A 21869-nucleotide genomic window follows, 5' to 3' on the forward strand; every position below is an offset into this window, starting at 1 on the left:
ACTTGATGCATAGGTATTAGTAAAGGGGGCTAAAGCGTGTTCCGAAAAAGATTTCGACCGAAGAAATTCCGAAAAAAGGGGCCTCTTCCCACCCGAAAAGTATTTCTCTATTCATTTATCCTGTTCATCATATCAAGCATCATGACTCTTTGGTACGTGGACAAATCAATCGAACCCGTGATCATGAGTGTAGCCGAATATGAAATCAAACGGATTGCAACGGAAACGATTCATGAATCGGTTGATGAGAATATAGCCAAGGTTGATATGAACAAAATCATCACCAACAATAAAGGTGGTAAGGACTCCAGTTCCTCCTATAGCTTCAATCCGGTCATATACAGTGAATTGCGGGCTAACATAACGAAGGACATTCAAAAGAAACTTGGCATCAAACAGGGAAACCCTTTTAAAACAGGTTCAGCCAAAATAAATGATGAACAATATAAAAGTGTTGTCTATTATATACCATTTGGTGTTGTAACCGGGAATAACCTCCTTTCCAATTACGGACCAGAAATCCCAGTGAAAATGTCGGTCATCGGGAATGTTGAATCGGATTTGAGGACAAAACTGACAAACGCAGGCATCAATAATGTTTATTATGAATTGATTGTGGATTTTGATGTCAATATTCAAATCGTCATCCCCTCTTTCACAAAGGAGACCAAGGTGAGTCAGGAAGTGACAGTCGGAAGCCTGCTTATCGAAGGTGATGTTCCAAGTTATTTTAGTAACGGAAACGGTTCGGTGGCACCTGCGATCATGAAGGAAAACAAGGAATGACAATACCAGCTTATCCTTGGGGTTAGGCTGGTTCTTGTATATTCAGACATTTCATGATAAGCAAATGCAGGTTTTTATTTAAGTCCACTTCATAGGGCTCTTTTATCTGCTCCCCGCCTTCTTCTAGTATCCTTATCATGGGGCGGTCTCCAATCCCCTCATTTTGAGCGGATACTACTCCTTTCCTTCCATCATTCAATTCTACTGATAGACCATTAGGATAAATGGCAACCCCCCTGCGGAAAGCCTCGATGATCGTATTGTCGAACTTTTTCCCGACTCCGGCATAAAGGACTTCCAACCCCTGATGAGGCAGCATGGCTTTACGGTAAACCCGATTGGAAGTAACGGCATCAAACACATCGGCAACGGCAATGATCTTGCCGAAATAATGGATTTCATCCCCCTTTATCCCACGGGGATATCCAGATCCATCTAACCTTTCATGATGCTGATAGGCACAATTCGCAACTAAAAGTGAAACGGTTTGGACATTTTTGATTAGATGAAATCCGTAATCGGCATGTTTTTGGATTTGTTCAAACTCCTTTTCCGTCAGTTTGCCGGGTTTACGGAGGATTTCCAAAGGAACGAGCATTTTGCCGACATCATGTAAAATCGCCCCCAACCCAAGAATTTCGAGATTCTTATTATTGATATTCAATTCCATCCCGATCGCCAGGGTATATAAGGTCACATTGAAGGAATGAGTAAAGATATAGTCATCGTATGTATAAACGTCGGCCAATAAAGTCATTAACTCTTTATTCCTTTTCAGCTCGTCCATGATGTTCCGGACTATTTGAGTGAACTTGACGTTAGCCTGCTCTATCGTGAATGATCCATCAAGGTTCATTTTGTTCTTCATGTCCAGGAAAGTGGTTTCAATCGTATTAATGGCTTCTCTTCTAAGTTTCCCGGACACTGGGGGCATTGGAATGATGTCATCCGTCCTGGAATCTTGAATGTAAACAAAGGGTATATTAAGGGACACCAGTCGATTGATCATTTTCTGCGTTAATGTAAGACCCTCGCACAATAGGGCATGGCCCCGCTCATTATAGATGTTTTTACCGAGCTTTGCTCCAGGGCTTAGGGACTTTGTAATAGCTAGCCTCATACTTGTACCCCATCTCCCCATTCAATATTTGTAAATCAAACGGTTTCTTTCCTTTATAAAGATTATCGGAAAAAATTATGATAAATGAATCTGTTTGAATATATATATTGAAAAAATATCAGCATTTTCATATAAAAAAAATAAGGCCCCCTTCTGAAAAAAAGAAAGCCCACCTTTTCAAATCATTTTGATTAATGCCTCTTTACCAATCATTCCTGGATGAATGCCCTTTTCCACAGCCTCCCAGGTAACCGATTCAAGCGGCGCTTCCAATAACTCTTCAATCGATTTAACTCCTATAGCCCTCCCTGCAAGGATTTTACGATCTTTCAATTTATCATTCAGCAGTCCAACATCTAACGCACCGCACATTATATACCCTTTTTCGGACGCGACAGCAAGTAAATTCGTTTTTGGAAGTCGGACAGAAATGGCTAGGAATGTATGATTATCAAGAATTATTGGTATCATGTTAATCAATTGGTTTCGCCCCTTTCTTCCCCATACTTTATGAAAAAAAGGGCGAAACCGTGATTTAGCGTTAGGCGTTTGTGTATATTTTTTTCAGCTTCCATAAAAGGATATCCCGTAAGAATTCCGGCAGCAGGTATTTCTTGCGATTGGAGCGCTGGATACTTGGAAAGAAGTGCCCAAACGTAAACATATCAGGTATGGCCAGTTTATAGGACTTATCCGCCTGCAGTTTCTCTCCTTTTATAAGAATCCCTTTTACGACACCATTCTCCATTTCGTTAAATTCAATTTGATCATAATGCATGACTCCCATGATTTTTCCGCGGAAACCGAAACCTTTCACCTGAATATGTGGCCATTCCGCATTTCTCGATTGCATTAAGATTTCTTTTAATTCATTCCCATTAACTTCAACGACGCAAGGGTTGATGGGATGTGGACAGATTCTGTGAATATCCCCTTTTGTGACAGGACCGTCCGGCAGCCCTTCAAGCAGGAGGCCTGCATTCAAAAAGGAACAATCCGCCTGACTCCACTCCCTTAGGGCCTCCCCTAGGATTTCCGTCAAAGGACTTACTTTGAACCAATCATTATCCAGTGCTTTTGGTAAGTCCACTGCAACCTGTTTTAGCGTTTCCCCTCCGGCCTGGTATATCTCTTCAATCCATGACCGTTCATTCTCCAATTCCAAAAAGTCATTGGTATCATAAAGAATGGCACGCTTCTGACTAATTTTCCTTTCCTGATTGACGGTCATTTCCACCTGTCCAACAAAGAAGCCATATTTCCCTGCACCGCAAAGGAGTGTGTCATTGATTAATTTCCCCTGGTGTAGGATGTGGTGGGTATGCGCGCCAAGTATGATGTCAATCTCCGGAAAGTCCTCTGCCATCCTCTCATCATCATGGATGCCCAGGTGGGAAAGGATGATGATTATATCCGCCTCTGTTTTGACCCTTTCAAGCTGTGCCTTTAGCTCCACGAATGGTTCTGTTATTTCCCAGCCCATCGCAGAGTAAAACTTTTGAAAAAAGGCTGTCAAACCTATCATGGCGATCTTGGTGCCCTTTACCGTTGTATGTATCCAATATGGCAGCGCCCATTCCGGCCTTTCATTATCACCGTAATAAATATTGGCTGCCAAGACCTTGAACCTTGCATGATCATATAAGGAGTCTAACGCATCATGAGGTAAAGTGATCCCTTCATTATTGCCGATGGTCACATATTGGTAGCCCGCTTCATTCAGCAATTCAATATTGCCTTTACCCAACGTACCTTCTGTATATGGATGCCAGCGGTCCACATGATCGCCTATATCCAGTATGATCGCTTCTTCTCCCGTTTCTTGATGAAGTTGTCTTCTTTCTTTAAGAAACTTATCAATACGAGGCCAATTCTCAAAATGACTATGGAGATCATTGGTGTGATATAAATGAATGATTTCTGACATCATTTCTCCTCCTCGTTTATCCTGTAATACCTTGGTATATAAGACGTAAACCAATGATTATCAGCACTATTTTCAACATATTTTCCAGCGACGCACTCTTTAGGCGCGTATTGATGAATGCACCCAATTTAGCACCGAACCATGCACCCGGAATCAGGGCAAAAGCATATGGCCAATTAACATTTCCAAGGGAAATATGGGTAATCGAATTAGTGATGGATGATAAAAATACCATGAACATCGAAGTCGCTACAGCCATATGCGGAGGGAAGAAGAAAAGAAGCATCATGACGGGAACCATTAAGGCCCCACCGCCAATTCCAAATAATCCGGAGCTGAATCCCACGACAAAGGAAATCAATACAGCTAACACAGGGTGATAACCATAAGAAAATGAATGTCCATTTTCAGTTTCATACGTTTTCACTATTTTCCCTTTTCCAGGCTTGAAAAGCATTGGCTTCAAACGATTTTTCACTAATAACACAATGGCCATGAAAACCATGAAAATACCAAAGTACAATGAAAAAGCATCGGCGTTAAGGTTTTTATTCACATATGCCCCTATTATTCCACCAGGCGCACTGCCAATAAAAAAGATTAAGCCGGCCTTATAATCCACCACTTTATGTTTTAAATAAGATAAAGTGGAAGATAAGCCGGTAAAAATCATGATAACGGTTGAAACACCTACAGCGACCTGAGGAGTCAGCTCATCGATAATATTTGTAGATGTACCCAAATATAAAAGAGAAGGCACAATGATGATGCCGCCGCCAAGACCGACAAGAGCTCCGATTGCTCCCGCAAATAATCCAATACCCACTAATACTAACCATACCATGTAGAAATCCGCCTTTACCTGTTTGTGAGGATATAACCTCTACTAGTTGTCACAATATCTCTTTATTTAATTATATATATCCTCTTAAAACAAACCAAGCTGCTTAGGAGCCAGTCCTTCATATTCTATACCAAGCAACTCAATCATTTGTTTGGCATTATCAGCGGCATCTCCGCCTGAATTATTATTGAACAGGACATATATATCCTTGGATTCCTTTTCCAATATCCTGATTTTCTCCACCCATTCAGTCAATTCCTGCTGATTATATCGATATAAGTACCTGACCTCACGCCAATTATCACCCGAAGAAGGCCTTTGCCAACCATGCAGGTTACGGCCATGAAAGCGTATCAGGGTTTTATCTTTATCGGTGGCCTGCAGAACGACTGGAATGGATCCCTCTCCAGCCTGCGGCTCATCGCATACAGTATGGATCCAGCCTTCCTTTTCGATAAAATCCAAAGTTTGCTGGACTACGTTAGATCTGTACCAGCTTTGATTCCGAAATTCTATGGCCGCTGGAATATCGCCCATTTCTGCTTTGCACCATCGCAGGTAATTCACATTTTCACGTTTACAATCAAACCATGGCGGAAACTGAAATAAGGCCATAGCGAGCTTTCCGGACTTCTGATAAGCTTCCAGAGAGTCGCAAAATGCCTTGAACATTTCCTTCTTACTTTCAAATGGGATTTCCCCACGCTGATGTCCTGTCATCCCTTGATAAGCTTTAACGACAAACTGGAATGATGCCGGCGTCTCGGATACCCACTTTTCACTGTTCCTCTTTGGCTGGACTGCATAAAAGGAGGCATCCACCTCCACAATGGGAAAATGAGCCCCGTACTCTTTAAGTTTATCACGTTGGGACACACCGCCATGATACAAACTATCATGATCTCCCCAACCGGTCACACCAACGTAAATCATCTGCATCATCACTCCTTCGGGACAGGCCCCATTTCATGACTTCTATTGTTATTTTTACCCTTATTGAGCCATATCTAATCTTTGGTATAACGGTATCGAATATCAAAACAAAAAGCCTGCCAGTCAGACCCGGCAGGCTTTTGTATGAATGGGTATTCTAAATCGCCTTAACAGGCAGGCCAGTCGGTCATTATCCGATGGAGCCTTCCATTTCGAACTTGATCAAACGGTTCATTTCAACCGCATATTCCATTGGAAGTTCTTTTGTAAATGGTTCGATGAAGCCCATTACGATCATTTCCGTTGCTTCTTGCTCAGAAATTCCGCGGCTCATCAAGTAGAACAATTGTTCTTCTGATACTTTGGAAACCTTCGCTTCGTGTTCAAGGGAAATGTTATCATTCAAGATTTCATTGTAAGGGATTGTATCGGATGTAGACTGATTATCCATGATTAAAGTATCACATTCAATGTTGGAACGAGCTCCATCCGCTTTACGTCCGAAATGAACGATACCACGGTATGTTACTTTACCGCCCTGTTTAGAAATTGATTTTGATACAATCGTTGAAGATGTATTTGGCGCTAGGTGAATCATTTTTGCACCAGCATCTTGGTGTTGGCCTTTACCGGCAATGGCAATTGATAATGTCATACCGCGAGCACCTTCACCTTTTAAGATGACAGCTGGATATTTCATCGTCAATTTGGAACCGATGTTACCATCAATCCATTCCATTGTTGCGTTAGCGTCACAAACCGCACGTTTCGTAACAAGGTTAAACACGTTGTTTGCCCAGTTTTGAATCGTCGTGTAACGGCAGTAAGCATCTTTCTTGATGACGATTTCGACAACGGCACTATGAAGGGAGTTAGTTGTATAAACAGGAGCTGTACAACCTTCCACATAGTGAACGGATGCGCCTTCATCAACAATGATTAGCGTACGTTCGAATTGCCCCATGTTTTCAGAGTTGATCCGGAAATAAGCTTGAAGCGGAGTATCCACTTTAACACCTTTTGGTACATAGATGAAAGATCCACCTGACCAAACTGCCGAGTTCAATGCTGAAAATTTATTGTCAGTTGGCGGAATCGTTTTTCCAAAGTGCTCACGGAAGATATCTTCATTTTCACGAAGTGCTGAGTCCGTATCTTTAAACACGATACCCAAATCTTCCAACTCTTCTTTCATGCTATGGTAAACCACTTCTGATTCATATTGAGCAGATACGCCAGCAAGGTATTTTTGTTCAGCTTCAGGAATTCCCAATTTATCAAAAGTCTGTTTGATTTCATCAGGAACCTCATCCCAAGACTTCTCTGATTTCTCTGATGGCTTAACATAGTATGTGATTTCATCAAAGTTAAGGCTCTGCATGTCGCCGCCCCATTGAGGCATTGGCATGTTGTAAAAATGCTCCAATGATTTCAAACGGAAATCAAGCATCCATTGCGGTTCATCCTTCATTCGAGAAATTTCTTCCACGATTTCTTTTGTCAGACCACGCTTTGAACGGAAGATGGAAACATCTTTATCCGCAAAGCCATATTTATAATCGCCGATATCAGGCATTTTCTTTGCCATAGCTCGTATTCCTCCATTTCAAATGGCTGAATTACAACAGCTCATTTTAATTTAATTATTCCTTCAATCCCTTTTCCATGGCTTTCCAAGCCAGGGTAGCACACTTGATTCGTGCTGGGAATTTGGAAACGCCTTGAAGGGCTTCGATATCCCCAAGGTCCATCTCATCGTCGTATTCTTTTCCCTGAATCATTAAGGAAAAAGTCTCGGACATCGCTAGAGCAGTATCAACGTCTTTGCCCTTAATGGCTTGAGTCATCATGGAAGCTGAACTCATGGATATCGAACAACCATCACCATCGAATTTAACATCGCTGACCTTGCCATCTTCGATTTTCATCGTTAAACGAATCCGATCGCCGCAAGTTGGGTTATTCATATCGATTGTCATGCTTCCATCTTCTAGCATGCCCTTATTACGCGGTTTCTTATAGTGATCCATAATGACTTGACGGTAAAGTGTATCTAGGTTATCAAAAGACATTACTGAAATACTCCTTCGTTTTAACAAGCCCGGACACAAGCTTATCAATATCTTCTTCCGTGTTATATAGATAGAAACTTGCTCTTGCTGTCGCTGATACGTCAAGCCATTTCATTAATGGCTGTGCGCAATGATGACCGGCACGGACAGCAATTCCATCTGCATCAAGAACGGTAGCGACATCATGTGGATGTACGTCATTAATATTAAAGGTAATTACACCTGCACGCTTTTCTGCATCTTTAGGACCGTATATGGTCAGCCCTTCAACTGCTGACATTTTCTCCATTGCATATGCGGCGAGCTTATGTTCATGCCGTTCAATATTATCCAAACCGATTTCTTCCAAGAAATCAATTGCAGCCCCCATGCCGATGGCCCCGGCAATGATTGGGGTACCGCCTTCGAATTTCCACGGGAGTTCTTTCCATGTAGACTCATACAAACCTACAAAATCAATCATCTCTCCGCCGAATTCTATCGGTTCCATTTTTTCAAGAAGGTCTTTCTTGCCATATAATACGCCGATACCTGTTGGACCGACCATTTTATGACCTGAGAAGGCAAAGAAATCACAATCCAAATCACGGACATCCACTTTTAGATGCGGCGTGCTTTGTGCCCCGTCGACTACCATAACAGCATTATGATCATGGGCAATTTTTGCGATCTCCTTCACAGGATTGATAACGCCAAGTACATTCGAAACCTGCATGATGGAAACGATTTTCGTTGCTTCAGTAATTGTAGCCCTCACATCGTCAAGGGAAATCGTACCATCCTCTTGAAGCGGAATATACTTCAATACAGCGCCTTTTTCTTTGGCAAGCTGCTGCCACGGAATGATATTACTGTGATGCTCCATGTAAGAGATGACGATTTCGTCACCCTCTTTAATATTTGCACCACCGTAACTTCTTGCTACAGTATTCAAAGCAGTCGTTGTGCCTCTTGTAAAGATGATTTCTTCTGTAGAAGAAGCATTAATGAATTTACGTACCTTTTCACGTGCACCTTCATACGCATCCGTAGCTTTTGTTCCTAGTGTATGCACTCCGCGGTGAACATTCGAGTTGTATCCGCGGTAATATTGCTCAATCGCTTCAATCACTGCAGCCGGTTTTTGAGAGGTTGCAGCACTATCTAAATAAACTAATGGCTGACCATTGACTTCTTGATCTAATATTGGAAAAAGCTTACGAATTTCGTATGGGTTCATTACTGTACTTTCCTTTCAATGACCGCTACTAATTGTTTTTTAACTCCCTCAATTGGAAGCTGGTTAACAACAGGGGCCAAGAATCCGTGAATGACAAGTCTTTCTGCTTCTTTCTTTGTAATACCACGGCTCATTAAATAATACAGTTGAAGCGGGTCGACACGGCCGACGGAAGCAGCATGACCAGCCGTTACATCATCTTCATCGATCAAGAGGATCGGATTGGCGTCTCCGCGTGCTTTTTCACTTAACATCAATACGCGTGACTCTTGTTCGGCATTGGCTTTTGTAGCACCATACTCTATTTTCCCAATTCCATTAAAAATGGAGGATGCGGCGTCTTTCATGACACCGTGCTTAAGGATATAGCCCTCAGAGCGTTTGCCATAATGAATGATGGCAGTCGTGAAGTTCTGCTTTTGTTCCCCGCGTCCGACTACAACGGTTTTTGTATCACCGTGAGAGCCATCGCCCATTAGATATGTTGTATTATCTGAAATCGTATTTCCATCGTTCATCAGGCCAAGCGCCCACTCAATACGAGCGTCACGTCCTGCCACTCCACGGCGGTTAACATATGTCGTGAAGCCTTTTGAAAGAGTATCGACCGCACCGTATTCGACTTTGGCATTCGCATTAGCAAATACTTCCGTTACGATGTTGGCAACCCCTTCGTTAGACTCAACGGTTGAGAAGTAGTTCTCTACATATGTGACAGAGCTATTATCTTCCGCTACGATCAAGACATGGTTGAAAAGTGTAGTATCTGGATTATCCAACAGGAATACCGATTGAATCGGCTCTTTGATTTCTACATTTTTCGGAACATAAAGGAATGCTCCCCCATTAACCAATGCAGCATGAAGTGCCGTTAAACGATGTTCATCTATTTTAACGCCGTCTTTCATGAAATATTTTTGCACGAGCTCAGCATGGTCACGAGCCGCTGATAAAATATCCGTAAAAATGACGCCTTGTTCTTTCACATTTGCTGACAGATTGATATGTGCCGGCGTATTATTACGTTGAATGTATAAGTTTTCATTTTCTTCAATGATGGATTTAATTTCTTCCGGAAGCTCCTCTAAAGAGGCAAAAGCTTCACTCTCAACCGTATGGGTCTGGAAAGAAGTAAAATTCCATTTATCGATTTTCGTTTTATCCGGCTTTGGCATCGGGAGCTTTTCTAATTCAGAAAACGCTTGAATCCGAAGCTCGGATAGCCAAGCTGGATCATTATTTTTAGTTGAATAGGAGCTTATATCCTCTTGTTCAAACGGTAATTTCGTTTCTGTAGTCATTGCAAATCCTCCTACTTACGCTTCTTCGCCAACAGTTTCGTCTTCAATGCCCAATTCTTGTTTAATCCAGTCATAACCTTCCGCTTCCAAGCGGGCAGCAAGTTCAGGACCGCCTGATTTTACGACACGTCCTTGCATCATTACATGTACAAAATCAGGAGTGATGTAATTTAATAGACGTTGGTAGTGGGTGATGATCAAGCATCCAAAGTCTTCTCCGCGCATTTCGTTGATTCCTTTTGAAACGACTTTAAGTGCATCGATATCTAGACCTGAATCAATCTCATCCAGGATTGCAATTTTAGGTTGGATCATCATTAATTGAAGAATCTCGTTGCGTTTTTTCTCTCCGCCGGAGAAACCTTCATTCAAATAGCGTTGCGCCATATCTTCATCCATTTCAAGGAATTCCATTTTTTTATCCATTTGACGGATGAATTTCATCAATGAAATTTCATCGCCTTCTTCACGGCGTGCGTTAATGGAAGAACGTAAGAAGTCAGCATTTGTAACACCGCTGATTTCACTTGGATATTGCATAGCTAGGAATAGACCGACACGAGCGCGCTCGTCGACTTCCATTTCCAATACATCTTCACCATCGAATGTGATGCTTCCGCTCGTTACTTCATATTTAGGGTGACCCATGATCGCTGATGATAAAGTGGATTTACCAGTTCCATTTGGTCCCATGATCGCATGGATTTCTCCACCTTTAACTTCAAGGTTTACCCCTTTTAAAATCTCTTTACCTTCAATTGATACGTGAAGATCTTTAACCGTTAATGTAGAAGCTGACATAATAATACCTCCGTGAACTAATTCCAATTTTATTACCAGAAAGTAAAGTTTACTTTCTATCACTATAATTTACGTAAAAGCATTCTCACTTTATTCTCATTCCAATTTTATAACAAATCCAATTTGGAATCAACTAAATAGATAGGGTTTCCACTTCTTCTATGTTAAAAACCTGTCCCATTCTTACAATACTAACAGATATAGCCTGTTTTCTGCATAATCATACTTATTTTAGCTTTTGTTAAAATTATCTTATTATTCGGCAAATCTTCGTCCTTATTAATATATGTTCGAAGAATTCGATTGCAAGGTATGAACGTTCCGCTTTAAAAAGAAAAAAATCGGACTGCCAGGCATTATGTAAGTTTATCCAATAAGGAAATCCTTATTTTATGGACCACTTTCCATTTTACCTCTACAGACCGATCTTTTAAAGAACTCTTTTATATGCTTAGCCGTGAATTTTGCGTTGCAGGTCCTGGACCATTTTGTTGCACTTTACATGTTCCCTATCCCGTTCTTTCTCAACCTCGATGCGGAGGTCTAAGTTTCTACTGTATTCACTGTAGCCAATCCCATGTGAAGACTGCATCGCCTTTTCCATTTCGCTTGTTACATTTAAATCCAGAGTATTGATAGTGAACCATCCTTTCAAATTTGTGTATCATTTTATTACCTTCATTATCTCTATACCCTTTCCTTTCCTGATTAAACATGAAATGAATTAAATTAAGCCGCAGACTGAAACAAACTGGATCATCAATTATCCGAACTTAGAGAAGTGAGGCACTTTATCATGGAAACCTTAACCGGCAGTGAAAAAGAATATAGACTGTAGGTGAAAGTGATTCTATCTGATTGTTTAGTCTTAGTGGATTGGAACGGAAGGTATGAGACTCCTGCGGGAAAAGCGAGTCAAGGGAGACCCCGCAGGCGCAAAAGCGCCGAGGAGGCTTCCGGACCGCCCGCGGAAAGCGAGTGCCTGAAGTGGAAAGTAACGTTCAAATTTTGAAAACCCAAAAATCTAAAAAACTGTAGACAAACTAAAAATCATGAGCGAAGCATTATGTAAAAGCTGCGAACAAACCAGCTTGCTTATTCATTTATGCGTCAGCAGACCGTTACGGATTTGTGTTGGGGACGATAGTAACACCCGGAAATACGCATGGTCGTCGTATCTTAGAGCCTCTGGTTGAACATGTGATTAAGAAAAGTGGAAAACCTGAAGCTGTTGCTGCAGATGCAACAAAACACCAGCTTTACCCTATACACGTCCTCTTACAAAAGAAGAATTCTTCCGCAATCATGACTATATGTAATATGAACGTTTAGATTGTTATCTCTGCCCATAATAAAGAGGGCTATCGTGAGTACAAATCGCTTTAACTGCCTCAAATCCAATAAAAATCAAAAAAGTTTCGGAATGAGACTATTCCGAAACCTTTTTGTTTACAAACTGCGGTCTGAATTAAATCAGGTCGCCCATTCTTGAATTATTTATCCGCCGGTACAACTGCACCTTTGTATTCTTCAAGAATGAAATCTTGAATTTCTTTAGAATGCAATACTTCTACAAGAGCTTTTATTGCTTCTTTATTTTCGTCACCTTTGTTTACGGCAATGACATTCACATATGGTGATTCCGAATCTTCAATCGCAATCGAATCTTCAAGCGGATTCAAACCGGCGTCAATTGCATAGTTGGAGTTGATCAAGACTGCATCGCCTTCGCCACTCTCATAAATTTTAGGAAGCAGGGCCGCTTCATAATCAGCATCGAATTTAAGGTTTTTCTTATTTTCAACGATATCTTTAGTCGTAGCCGTCGTTTTATCGATGCCTTCTTTCAAAGTGATCAGGCCATTCTTTTCCAAAAGGGATAAAGCGCGTCCATGATCAGCAACAGAGCTGCTCATAATAATTGTTGCGCCTTCCGGAAGTTTATCAATGCTTTTATATTTTTGTGAATATAGAGCAATCGGCTCGATATGGATTCCGCCAGCATTAACGAAGTCATATCCATTTTCTTTAATTTGCCCCTCTAAATATGGAATGTGTTGAAAGTAGTTAGCATCCAATTCCTTATCATTCAACGCCTTATTCGGTAAAATATAGTCCTGGAACGTTTCGATTTCCAATTCGATTCCTTTTTCTTTAAGAAGCGGCTTAGCTTCCTCAAGGATTTCAGCATGAGGAACATTGGATGCCCCTACAACTATTTTCTTCGATTCTTTCTCTGTATCACTGCCACTTTTATCCTTTTCACTTCCACAAGCGGCCAAAGCGATAGATAACACTAAAATTAATGCAAATCCTAAAAACTTTTTCATCCTATTCATCTCCTTTTATCTTTTGTCCAATTTAGATGTAATCACATCTCCAATAATTTGAATTATGAAGACGATAATTAGAATAACGATCGTCGCTACAAGCGTAACGTCATTTTGATTTCTTTGATAACCGTCCAAATAGGCTAGATTACCGAGCCCGCCTGCGCCGATGACCCCGGCCATTGCGGTATATCCAACCAATGCAATCGATGTTACCGTAATCCCGGAAATAAGGGCAGGCATCGACTCTGGAAGAAGGACCTTCCAAATGATCGTGCTCGTTTTTGCCCCCATCGATTTAGCGGCTTCAATTACACCTTTATCGATTTCACGAAGGCCGATTTCAACCATGCGCGCATAAAATGGGGCCGCACCGATAATAAGTGCCGGCAGTGCAGCGTTCTCTCCGATCATGGAACCGACAAGCGCTTTAGTGAAAGGAATGAGCAGCACGATTAAAATAAGAAATGGAATGGAACGGAATATATTGACGACAGCACTCATGATCCCGTTGACTGCCCGGTTTTCCCACATATTACCCTTCCCTGTCAGGAACAGGATCAATCCTAATATTATGCCTATAAAAAAGGTTGCCACTACAGAGACGCTTGTCATGTAAAGCGTTTCCCTCGTAGCTTCAATAATGTCTTCCCAATCAACATTCGGCAATAATTCTTCAAGCATGAGTAATCACCTCCACGCCTACCTGCTGTGCTTTAATGAATTCTATTGCGCGGAGCATTTCATCCTCTGTGCCATCAAGATGGATAAACAATGTTCCATATGAACCGCTTCTTGTTTGGGATATCTTACCTTGAACGATATTGACATCCAACTCGAAGTTACGTACAAGCTTGGTGATCAAAGGGCTTTCTGCATGATCGCCTACAAAGGTCAATTGAATCACTTTGCCTGCAGGATAGCGTTCGAGCAAATGGTCCATCGTTTCTTTCGTTTCTTCCGGTTCCGTTACCTGTTGCACGAAACGCTTTGTCATTTGTTCTTTAGGGTTCTTGAAAACATCCAGGACAGGTCCCTGTTCAACAACTTGCCCGCTTTCCATCACTGCGACGCGATGGCAGATTTTACGTATCACATGCATTTCATGTGTTATCAAGACGATCGTCAATCCCAAGCGCTGATTGATGTCAACAAGCAATTCGAGTATGGAGTCGGTAGTCTGCGGATCCAAGGCAGAAGTCGCTTCATCACACAGGAGCACTTTAGGGTCATTTGCCAGAGCCCTGGCAATTCCCACCCTTTGTTTTTGCCCTCCGCTTAATTGTGAAGGATATGCCTTTTCCCTGCCTTCCAGTCCGACTAACTTGATCAATTCGTTCACACGTTTGGTTCGTTCAGTTTTAGAAACTCCTGCAATTTCCAATGGGAAAGATATATTCTCCTGAACGGTCCTCGACCATAATAGATTGAAATGTTGGAAAATCATGCTGATTTCTTGACGGGCCTTACGGAGCTGAGCGCCTTTAATTTTTGAAATTTCCTTCTCAGCAACTACAACGGATCCCTCTGTTGGTGTTTCCAATCCATTGAGCATTCTGATCAAAGTACTTTTCCCCGCTCCACTGTAACCGATGATACCGAAAATCTCGCCTTTATTTATTTCAACATTCACATTATTTACTGCCTTGATCGTCTCACTGTTTCCTTTTCCTGTCCGGAAAAGCTTACTGACTTTCGTCAATGTAATCATTAACCCTCACCTCTTTTATCCAATAAAACCTATGAACTTAGTTGATTTCTCTACATTATTAGTCTGTTTCTCATATCATGTAAAAGTTTACCCCATTAAAACAGAAAAAACCTTTCTGCATGAGCAGAAAGGCAGGTGAAGAAACAGGCCTTCCTCTCATCTTCCAAAGTGATTAAACTTTGTGTGAATTGGCACCTTTCCAAGGAAATCTCCTTGTCGGTTGCCGGGTTTCATCGGGCACATCCCTCCACCTCTCTTGATAAGAGCTAATATATAGAATATTTGTACATCATTAAGTTCTTTAGTATGGTGAAATTTTATCATAGATAAAAAAGGAGCGCAATGTATAATATTTCTAGTACAATCATACAGAAACTTTACTTAAACCGTTTTGGATGTCAAGGAGACGATATTCGTCGCTTTTTCAATTGCCTGCTCCAAATCTTCTATTAAATCCTCTACATTTTCAATCCCAATCGATAAACGGACTTGGTCGGCACTCACACCCGCTTTCACAAGACCCGCCTCATTCAATTGTTGATGGGTCGTACTGGCTGGATGGATGATCAAGCTCTTCGCATCCCCAACATTCGCTACATGGGACCATAATTCCACCGAATTGATAAGTTTTGCCCCAGCTTCTCGATTACCTTGTATCCCAAATGTAACGACAGATCCAGCTCCCTTTGGCAAATATTTATCCGCAAGGGCTTTATCGGGATGATCCTCATCACCAGGATGTGAAACCCAAGTCACCGCAGGATGGTTTTTTAAATATTTAATGACAGACTTGGTGTTTGCTAGATGCTCTTTCATCCTTACATGCAGCGTTTCAAGTCCAAGCGTAAACTGGAATGCATTTTGGGCACTTAGCGCAGGGCCTAAATCACGGAGTAACTGGACTCGGGCTTTCGTTATGAATGCGGCAGGCCCAACTGCCTCGGCGTATACCAGATTGTCGTAACTTGGGTCAGGCTCCGTGAAGCCAGGGTAATTTGGCGAGTTCCAATCGAATTTCCCTCCATCCACGATGACACCGCCAAGCGTCGTTCCATTTCCCAGAAGCCATTTTGTAGCGGAATGGATGACAATATCCGCTCCAAAATCAATTGGTCTGCATAGATACGGTGTCGCAAAGGTATTATCAATGATCAAAGGTATTCCGGCATCATGGGCGATTTTCGCTACCGCCTCAATATCAAGCACCCTCAAACTTGGATTTCCGATCGTTTCAGCAAAAATGGCTTTAGTTCTTGGCGTAATCGCCCTTTTGAAATTTTCAGGGTCATCGGGAGAAACGAACTTCACTTTAATCCCATATTTAGGAAGAGTATTTTCAAAAAGGTTATACGTACCCCCATATAATGTAGAGGCTGAAACAATCTCATCCCCTGCAGCGGCAATATTCAGGATTGAAAGTGAGATGGCAGCCATTCCGCTTGCTGTTGCCAATCCGCCGATTCCGCCTTCCAATAAGGCCATTCTTTCCTCAAAAACGCTGATCGTGGGATTATGAAGTCGTGAATATATATAGCCATTCTCCTTTAGGCCAAATAAATTCGCTGCATGGTCGGTGTCCTTGAACAAGTATGCATTGCTTTGGTAGATAGGAACTGCACGGGCACCTGTTTCATCAGCTTGCAGACCGCCATGCACACTCAATGTTTCAAAACGCAACTTTTTCTCTGACATATGATTTCACCTTTTTCTATGGATTTAGTTGGAATTATATGATGATATCTGGCCTTTTATAAACAAAAAAACCACTTCAATAAGAAGAGGTTTCAAGAATACACCTCATCTACCAGAGCCAACACTCTGCTGGAATTAGCACCGTATATAAATTTATACCGGTTGCCGGGCTTCGTCGGGCCAGTCCCTCCGCCACTCTTGATAAGAACTATTAAATTCTGCCGTTACTTAATTCAAAATATAGCATTTTAGATTAAATCAGTCAATGAATTGTTAGAATATTCTTTGTTTAATTTCATCTCGCATTCATATGTCCTCAACAAAGAAACCAATCACAGTTCTGATTGGTTTCTTAGCTGATTTCCTTAAGCAATCCGTACAAATAAGGAACGGATTGAAAGGCATATATTTTTTTGTGCAGCTGTCCTTCTTTGAAAAGCAATAAACAAGGAACACTTTCGATTTCATATGATTCGGCAATTGCTTGGACATAATTCATATTCATTTTGCCTGCCTTCAATTCCGGGAATAGCTCCAAGGATATCGTCAGCATCTTTGAGGCAACCTGACAAGTACCGCATAAAGGGGTATATAAATATAAGCAAAAGGTTTCCCCATTTTCAACAGCAAGCTTACACTCTTCTTCTTTCCATTCCTGCATCAATTAGTCGTTCACCCTTTGACTTAAAAATTTCATTTTCACATTCATATTGGCAGATAGAAGCACAGTTGCGATATGATGTTCGGGTGAGCTTTCCACTTCTTTGTACATTTTATTAATATACAGGTGGTTCGCTTCCGGCATTTCCCTTCGGAACTGCTTCCGCAGCTTTTCTCCTGATTCATCTGCGTCAAAAAGGAGATAAACATCACGGTCCATCAATTCATCGACTAATTCATCCAGCTTAGTTAATGATATGGTCCCATTCGTACATCTTATTTCCACATCTTCATTTAAAACGGAGGCAACTTTTCTTCTATCGGAACTGCCTTCTACAATGATCACTTTATCGAATTCGCCCCACTCCATGTCATCACTCCATCTCACGAATTATGTGTGCAACTGCCACGGTACAAAATGAAAAGAGAGCAGGCCTTTTCAGTCCCCCTCTCCTTCTTTTTAACCGTTGATTAAACTCTCATATTCTTCAGCGCTCATCAAGTTTTCAATATCACTGCCATTAGATGGTTCAAGCACGACCATCCATGCCTTTTCATAAGGAGACTCATTTACATATTCAGGGTTGTCACTTAAATCTTCGTTTACTTCAACAACCTTGCCACTGATAGGTGCATAAAGCTCAGAAACGGTCTTAACGGATTCAACACTTCCGAATGGTTCGTTCGCTTTCAATTCATCGCCGATTTCCGGAAGCTCAACGAATACGATGTCCCCAAGCTCGGACTGTGCGAAAGCTGTAATTCCAATGCGCACTTTTCCATCTTCCGTTTTGACCCATTCATGTTCTTTAGTGTAACGAAGTTCTTTTGGTGTTGTCATTATTAACCCTCCATATGTACATCTTATTTTATCTATTCCATTATAAGGTAGATTGTTTGTTTAAGTAAGGAATCAACCAAATATTTCGAGAAATTTTCAGTTCCAAACCTGTTCGAATTGCTCCTCTTTGAAACCTACCGTCACTTTGGTGCCATCCGTAACAATCGGCCTTTTCAGAAGCATGCCATCTGTGGACAATATATCAAGCATCTCTGCTTCAGAAGCTTCTTTCAGCTTATCCTTTAAGCCCAGCTCCCGATATTTTTGACCGCTAGTATTGAAAAACTTCTTCAACTCCAAATTGCTGATTTTATATAGTTGTTCTATTTCTGTTCGCGAAGGAGGATTTTCCGCTATATGGATTGCTTCATATTGCAGTTCATGATTATCCAGCCACTTCTTCGCGTTACGGCATGTGCCGCATTTTGGGTACCAATATAATGTTAAGCCCATCATTTCACCACCTATCAATAGAATACCCGTTTTCATCACGCAATACAACGAATTGTCTTTTGAATTTCCAATGCGATTTCATCAAAGGAAATAAAGGGAATGCCTTTACGGGCATTCCCTTTACAGATTTTGATTCATTGCTTAAAGAGCATATTTTTCAGCTTCGATTACCTTGACGGAAGCTTCACGCTTTTTCGCAATGACATTGATTGGATTATGTCTTGTCAGCTTGCGGAGCGACGCAAGCATGATGCGAAGAGTATCGCCTGTTTCCACTGCGATTAACGTTTCCTTTGCGTGCTGTTCTATTTCATTGAAAGCTTCCTGAACGAAGATTTCAGTGTAAAGCACCTTTTGTTTGTTCTTCTCCAGACCTGTAGCTGCTATTGCTTTTTCCGTACGCAATACCACGGATTCCGCTGCATAGGCAAGGGATGCGATATCAGCAATGTTGGAGAGGATTTCTTGTTCTTGATCAAGAGTTTTGCCGTATTTCTGTGCAGCAAGGCCAGCTGCCAGAATCCCGATTTTCTTAGCGTTTCTAACAAGCATTTTTTCTTGTGCCAATGGCCCATCGCCAGGTTCTTCCGGCATCATCATCATTAATTCCTCTTGCAGGCTTTGAGCCTTTTGAAGAAGCGGCAATTCCCCTTTAAGTGCTTTCTTCAGGAAAGTTCCAGGGACAAGCAATCGATTGATTTCATTTGTACCTTCAAAGATCCGGTTAATCCGGGAATCACGATATGCTTTTTCAATTTCATACTCCTGCATGAAACCATAGCCTCCATGAAGCTGTACGCCTTCGTCCGTAACATAATCCAACACTTCGGAAGCGAAGAATTTATTCAATGAGCACTCAATGGCATATTCAGCGATTGCAGCCGCCATTGATTTCCCATCTTTCACTTGCTCATCCGTCAATTTGCTTTGTCTTTGTTCATAAAGGCCAACGGTACGGTATACAGAACTTTCTGCTGCATAAATTTTGGATGCCATTGTTGCAAGTTTTTCTTTCGTTAAGTTAAAATCGGAAATTTTCGTTTTGAACTGTTGACGTTGATTCGTATAGGCTGCTGTAATCTCAAGGGCACGTTTAGATCCGCCGACAGCACCGACGCCTAATTTATAACGGCCGATATTCAGGATATTGAAAGCGATGACATGTCCTTTCCCGGCTACGCCCAAAAGGTTTTCGACTGGTACATGTACATCTTCAAGGATTAATGTACGTGTAGATGAGCTTTTGATTCCCATTTTCTTCTCTTCAGCACCAGTTGATACGCCATCATAATCACGCTCAACAATGAAAGCGGAGAATTGTTCGCCGTCGATTTTGGCGTATACACAGAAGACATCTGCAAAACCTGCATTTGTAATCCATTGTTTTTCACCATTTAGAATATAGTGTGTTCCTTCGGCATTCAATTTCGCTGTCGTTTTTGCTCCCAAGGCATCTGAACCTGAGCTTGGTTCCGTTAAGGCATACGCAGCAATCTTCTCACCCGTTGCCAGTAAAGGGAGGTATTTTTTCTTTTGTTCTTCATTCCCGAATAATACGATCGGCAAAGATCCGATACCTACATGTGCACCATGGGTAATTCCAAAGCCGCCTGAAAGTGCCATTTTTTCTGTAATCAATGCCGAACTGATTTTATCAAGACCCAATCCGCTGTATTCCTCAGGAACGTCAGCACCAAGTAAACCGATTTCACCTGCATGCTTCAGTAATTTAACGGAACGGTCAAATTCATGGTTTTCTAAATGTTCAACCTGCGGCAGAATTTCATTCACTACGAAATCCTCGGCAGTTTTGGCGATCATTTTATGCTCATCAGAATAATCCTCCGGTGTAAACACTTTATCATACGTAATATCTTCTACTAAAAAGGCTCCGCCTTTAATGAGGTTATCTGTAGTTTGATTGGACATGTTATTTCCTCCTAAGTATTTAAGATAGTAAACCCGCCGGAAGCATGACAGCTTCCGGGAGGGGTGGGATTACGCCAATAATTCAAATACTCCAGCAGCACCCATTCCGCCGCCGATACACATTGTCACGACTCCGAACTGTTGGTTTCTGCGCTTCATTTCATGTAGCAGGCTTAATGTCAATTTTGCCCCCGAACATCCTAGTGGATGGCCTAAGGCGATGGCTCCGCCATTTACATTGACAATCTCTTCATTCAAACCGAGCTCACGAATGATTTGAATGGATTGGGAAGCAAAGGCTTCATTCAATTCAAATAAACCAATATCCGATAACTCAAGACCCGCTAGCTTCAAAGCTTTAGGAATGGCTGCAATCGGTCCGATACCCATGATTTCAGGCGGTACTCCTGCTACAGCAAAGGAACGGAACTTACCCATCGGTTTCATCCCTAATGAAGAGGCCTTTTCCCCATCCATGACCATGACCGCGGCTGCACCATCACTCGTTTGTGATGAATTCCCTGCTGTTACGGATCCTGTAACAGAGAATGCAGGTCTTAGTTTTTTTAGCACTTCAGCAGTGGTGCCTGGACGAACGCCCTCATCCTGTGTAAATGTAAATGATTTTTCCTTTAACTTAAGATCTGGTCCCACTGAACGAAGGGTTACGTCAACCGGTACGATCTCATCCGAAAACTTTCCTTCTGCAATGGCCTTCGCCGCCTTTTGATGACTACGAACAGAAAACGCATCTTGATCGTCACGGGAAATGCCGTATTTTTTTGCAACGGCTTCAGCAGTGTGACCCATACCCATATAATATTCCGGTGCCGTTTCCGCAAGTCTCGCGTTCGGACGTGTTACATGGCCCATCATTGGCAAAAGGCTCATGGATTCCGCTCCGCCTGCAATGACAGTATCACTTTGGCCGAGCATGATCCTTTCCGCTCCATAAGCGATGCTTTGAAGCCCGCTTGAACAGTAACGATTAATCGTTATGGCCGGTACTGTATAAGGCAATCCTGCCAATGCCCCAATGTTACGAGCCATGTTCAAGCCTTGCTCCGCTTCAGGCATTGCACAACCGATAATCAGGTCATCGATGGAGCCTTCATAATTCCCTGCACGCTTTAACGTTTCCTTTACAACAAGAGCCCCTAAATCATCAGGACGTACACTGGCAAGAGAACCTTTTTTCGCTCTTCCTACCGGAGTCCTTGCTCCAGCTACTATTACCGCTTCTTTCATGA

The 21869-nt window shown here is 41.9% G+C and carries 22 protein-coding genes, 1 pseudogene and 2 riboswitches; of the genes and pseudogenes, 2 read left to right on the top strand and 21 right to left on the bottom strand.

All coding sequences use genetic code 11. The annotated features are described in order from the left end of the window. The first annotated feature begins 36 nt into the window (after positions 1-36). Complete coding sequence (gene yunB, locus ACIQZD_RS15130; RefSeq protein ID WP_101223646.1) at positions 37-786, top strand: sporulation protein YunB; 750 nt, start codon at positions 37-39, stop codon at positions 784-786. Positions 787-808: 22 nt separating this feature from the next. Here yunB and ACIQZD_RS15135 read toward each other — a convergent pair whose 3' ends face one another. The 11 genes from ACIQZD_RS15135 to ACIQZD_RS26215 all read right to left on the bottom strand — a co-directional run bounded on the left by ACIQZD_RS15135 (position 809) and on the right by ACIQZD_RS26215 (position 11607). Continuing rightward, entirely contained in the window at positions 809-1906 is a 1098-nt protein-coding gene (locus ACIQZD_RS15135) for an HD-GYP domain-containing protein (protein ID WP_402904111.1), read from the bottom strand. 177 nt (positions 1907-2083) lie between these two features. Continuing rightward, the gene (locus ACIQZD_RS15140) at positions 2084-2386 is read right to left on the bottom strand and encodes a YunC family protein (protein ID WP_402904114.1); all 303 of its coding nucleotides are present in this window, start codon (positions 2384-2386) and stop codon (positions 2084-2086) included. A 61-nt stretch (positions 2387-2447) separates the two neighbouring features. Then, entirely contained in the window at positions 2448-3833 is a 1386-nt protein-coding gene (locus ACIQZD_RS15145) for a bifunctional metallophosphatase/5'-nucleotidase (protein WP_402904117.1), read from the bottom strand. Positions 3834-3849: 16 nt separating this feature from the next. After that, the gene (locus tag ACIQZD_RS15150) at positions 3850-4677 is read right to left on the bottom strand and encodes a sulfite exporter TauE/SafE family protein (protein ID WP_402904120.1); all 828 of its coding nucleotides are present in this window, start codon (positions 4675-4677) and stop codon (positions 3850-3852) included. Positions 4678-4761: 84 nt separating this feature from the next. Next, complete coding sequence (locus ACIQZD_RS15155; protein ID WP_402904123.1) at positions 4762-5610, bottom strand: DUF72 domain-containing protein; 849 nt, start codon at positions 5608-5610, stop codon at positions 4762-4764. 190 nt (positions 5611-5800) lie between these two features. Next, positions 5801-7198 (bottom strand): Fe-S cluster assembly protein SufB, encoded by a 1398-nt coding sequence (gene sufB / locus ACIQZD_RS15160; RefSeq protein WP_034310152.1) that lies wholly within the window; start codon positions 7196-7198, stop codon positions 5801-5803. A gap of 55 nt (positions 7199-7253) precedes the next feature. Next, positions 7254-7682: a Fe-S cluster assembly sulfur transfer protein SufU gene (gene sufU, locus ACIQZD_RS15165; RefSeq protein ID WP_034310148.1), complete on the bottom strand. Its 429-nt coding sequence runs from the start codon at positions 7680-7682 to the stop codon at positions 7254-7256. Then, positions 7672-8901 (bottom strand): cysteine desulfurase, encoded by a 1230-nt coding sequence (locus tag ACIQZD_RS15170; RefSeq protein WP_101223652.1) that lies wholly within the window; start codon positions 8899-8901, stop codon positions 7672-7674. Before ACIQZD_RS15170 ends, sufU begins: the two co-directional genes overlap by 11 nt. After that, positions 8901-10202: a Fe-S cluster assembly protein SufD gene (gene sufD / locus ACIQZD_RS15175; protein WP_402904128.1), complete on the bottom strand. Its 1302-nt coding sequence runs from the start codon at positions 10200-10202 to the stop codon at positions 8901-8903. The genes ACIQZD_RS15170 and sufD overlap by 1 nt, the downstream gene beginning before the upstream one ends. Before the next feature lie 15 nt (positions 10203-10217). After that, positions 10218-11003: a Fe-S cluster assembly ATPase SufC gene (sufC, locus tag ACIQZD_RS15180; protein WP_148358289.1), complete on the bottom strand. Its 786-nt coding sequence runs from the start codon at positions 11001-11003 to the stop codon at positions 10218-10220. Positions 11004-11454: 451 nt separating this feature from the next. Next, entirely contained in the window at positions 11455-11607 is a 153-nt protein-coding gene (locus ACIQZD_RS26215; RefSeq protein ID WP_471802854.1) for a YuzK family famiily protein, read from the bottom strand. 474 nt (positions 11608-12081) lie between these two features. Here ACIQZD_RS26215 and ACIQZD_RS15185 point away from each other — a divergent pair. Further along, a pseudogene (locus ACIQZD_RS15185) lies at positions 12082-12383 on the top strand (IS5/IS1182 family transposase); the annotation flags it as partial. Between the two features lie 113 nt (positions 12384-12496). On the opposite strand, the gene ACIQZD_RS15190 reads toward ACIQZD_RS15185, so the two are convergent. From ACIQZD_RS15190 to ACIQZD_RS15235, 10 genes are all read right to left on the bottom strand, one after another. Beyond that, positions 12497-13333 (bottom strand): MetQ/NlpA family ABC transporter substrate-binding protein, encoded by an 837-nt coding sequence (locus ACIQZD_RS15190; protein ID WP_402904133.1) that lies wholly within the window; start codon positions 13331-13333, stop codon positions 12497-12499. Positions 13334-13348: 15 nt separating this feature from the next. Further along, positions 13349-14017 (bottom strand): methionine ABC transporter permease, encoded by a 669-nt coding sequence (locus ACIQZD_RS15195; RefSeq protein ID WP_101223656.1) that lies wholly within the window; start codon positions 14015-14017, stop codon positions 13349-13351. Beyond that, a complete protein-coding gene (locus ACIQZD_RS15200; RefSeq protein WP_063234022.1) occupies positions 14010-15044 on the bottom strand; it encodes a methionine ABC transporter ATP-binding protein in 1035 nt (344 codons plus the stop codon). Before ACIQZD_RS15200 ends, ACIQZD_RS15195 begins: the two co-directional genes overlap by 8 nt. A 153-nt stretch (positions 15045-15197) precedes the next feature. Then, positions 15198-15310, bottom strand: a riboswitch (SAM riboswitch). A 115-nt stretch (positions 15311-15425) separates the two neighbouring features. Next, positions 15426-16736 carry an O-acetylhomoserine aminocarboxypropyltransferase/cysteine synthase family protein gene (locus ACIQZD_RS15205; protein ID WP_402904138.1) on the bottom strand — a complete coding sequence of 437 codons (1311 nt, stop codon included), beginning with the start codon at positions 16734-16736 and terminating at the stop codon, positions 15426-15428. A gap of 102 nt (positions 16737-16838) precedes the next feature. Then, positions 16839-16944, bottom strand: a riboswitch (SAM riboswitch). A gap of 144 nt (positions 16945-17088) precedes the next feature. After that, positions 17089-17397, bottom strand: coding sequence for a thioredoxin family protein (locus tag ACIQZD_RS15210; RefSeq protein ID WP_063596108.1), 309 nt, complete (start codon positions 17395-17397; stop codon positions 17089-17091). Positions 17398-17400: 3 nt separating this feature from the next. Next, the gene (locus ACIQZD_RS15215) at positions 17401-17766 is read right to left on the bottom strand and encodes a toprim domain-containing protein (protein WP_048688210.1); all 366 of its coding nucleotides are present in this window, start codon (positions 17764-17766) and stop codon (positions 17401-17403) included. Positions 17767-17856: 90 nt separating this feature from the next. Then, the gene (gcvH, locus tag ACIQZD_RS15220) at positions 17857-18237 is read right to left on the bottom strand and encodes a glycine cleavage system protein GcvH (protein WP_402904142.1); all 381 of its coding nucleotides are present in this window, start codon (positions 18235-18237) and stop codon (positions 17857-17859) included. Between the two features lie 96 nt (positions 18238-18333). Further along, positions 18334-18690 (bottom strand): arsenate reductase family protein, encoded by a 357-nt coding sequence (locus ACIQZD_RS15225; RefSeq protein WP_063234020.1) that lies wholly within the window; start codon positions 18688-18690, stop codon positions 18334-18336. Positions 18691-18831: 141 nt separating this feature from the next. Then, on the bottom strand, positions 18832-20619 hold the full coding sequence (locus tag ACIQZD_RS15230; RefSeq protein ID WP_402904145.1) for an acyl-CoA dehydrogenase family protein: 1788 nt from the start codon (positions 20617-20619) through the stop codon (positions 18832-18834). A 69-nt stretch (positions 20620-20688) separates the two neighbouring features. Further along, a complete protein-coding gene (locus ACIQZD_RS15235) occupies positions 20689-21867 on the bottom strand; it encodes an acetyl-CoA C-acetyltransferase (RefSeq protein ID WP_402904148.1) in 1179 nt (392 codons plus the stop codon). Positions 21868-21869: the final 2 nt, after the last annotated feature.

It is taken from the genome of Peribacillus sp. NPDC096447 (assembly GCF_044762725.1).
GTDB lineage: Bacteria > Bacillota > Bacilli > Bacillales > DSM-1321 > Peribacillus.

What these genes read in the sequence shown, in the direction of transcription:
- ACIQZD_RS15210 (WP_063596108.1), bottom strand. Translation starts at nt 17,397, where the DNA reads ATGCAGGAATGGAAAGAAGAAGAGTGTAAGCTTGCTGTTGAAAATGGG.
- ACIQZD_RS15235 (WP_402904148.1), bottom strand. Translation starts at nt 21,867, where the DNA reads ATGAAAGAAGCGGTAATAGTAGCTGGAGCAAGGACTCCGGTAGGAAGA.
- sufC (WP_148358289.1), bottom strand. Translation starts at nt 11,003, where the DNA reads ATGTCAGCTTCTACATTAACGGTTAAAGATCTTCACGTATCAATTGAA.
- ACIQZD_RS15155 (WP_402904123.1), bottom strand. Translation starts at nt 5,610, where the DNA reads ATGATTTACGTTGGTGTGACCGGTTGGGGAGATCATGATAGTTTGTAT.
- ACIQZD_RS15215 (WP_048688210.1), bottom strand. Translation starts at nt 17,766, where the DNA reads ATGGAGTGGGGCGAATTCGATAAAGTGATCATTGTAGAAGGCAGTTCC.
- ACIQZD_RS15205 (WP_402904138.1), bottom strand. Translation starts at nt 16,736, where the DNA reads ATGTCAGAGAAAAAGTTGCGTTTTGAAACATTGAGTGTGCATGGCGGT.
- sufB (WP_034310152.1), bottom strand. Translation starts at nt 7,198, where the DNA reads ATGGCAAAGAAAATGCCTGATATCGGCGATTATAAATATGGCTTTGCG.
- ACIQZD_RS15190 (WP_402904133.1), bottom strand. Translation starts at nt 13,333, where the DNA reads ATGAAAAAGTTTTTAGGATTTGCATTAATTTTAGTGTTATCTATCGCT.
- ACIQZD_RS15150 (WP_402904120.1), bottom strand. Translation starts at nt 4,677, where the DNA reads ATGGTATGGTTAGTATTAGTGGGTATTGGATTATTTGCGGGAGCAATC.
- ACIQZD_RS26215 (WP_471802854.1), bottom strand. Translation starts at nt 11,607, where the DNA reads ATGGAAAAGGCGATGCAGTCTTCACATGGGATTGGCTACAGTGAATAC.
- ACIQZD_RS15200 (WP_063234022.1), bottom strand. Translation starts at nt 15,044, where the DNA reads ATGATTACATTGACGAAAGTCAGTAAGCTTTTCCGGACAGGAAAAGGA.
- ACIQZD_RS15195 (WP_101223656.1), bottom strand. Translation starts at nt 14,017, where the DNA reads ATGCTTGAAGAATTATTGCCGAATGTTGATTGGGAAGACATTATTGAA.
- sufD (WP_402904128.1), bottom strand. Translation starts at nt 10,202, where the DNA reads ATGACTACAGAAACGAAATTACCGTTTGAACAAGAGGATATAAGCTCC.
- ACIQZD_RS15225 (WP_063234020.1), bottom strand. Translation starts at nt 18,690, where the DNA reads ATGGGCTTAACATTATATTGGTACCCAAAATGCGGCACATGCCGTAAC.
- ACIQZD_RS15170 (WP_101223652.1), bottom strand. Translation starts at nt 8,901, where the DNA reads ATGAACCCATACGAAATTCGTAAGCTTTTTCCAATATTAGATCAAGAA.
- gcvH (WP_402904142.1), bottom strand. Translation starts at nt 18,237, where the DNA reads ATGACAACACCAAAAGAACTTCGTTACACTAAAGAACATGAATGGGTC.
- ACIQZD_RS15145 (WP_402904117.1), bottom strand. Translation starts at nt 3,833, where the DNA reads ATGTCAGAAATCATTCATTTATATCACACCAATGATCTCCATAGTCAT.
- ACIQZD_RS15135 (WP_402904111.1), bottom strand. Translation starts at nt 1,906, where the DNA reads ATGAGGCTAGCTATTACAAAGTCCCTAAGCCCTGGAGCAAAGCTCGGT.
- ACIQZD_RS15230 (WP_402904145.1), bottom strand. Translation starts at nt 20,619, where the DNA reads ATGTCCAATCAAACTACAGATAACCTCATTAAAGGCGGAGCCTTTTTA.
- sufU (WP_034310148.1), bottom strand. Translation starts at nt 7,682, where the DNA reads ATGTCTTTTGATAACCTAGATACACTTTACCGTCAAGTCATTATGGAT.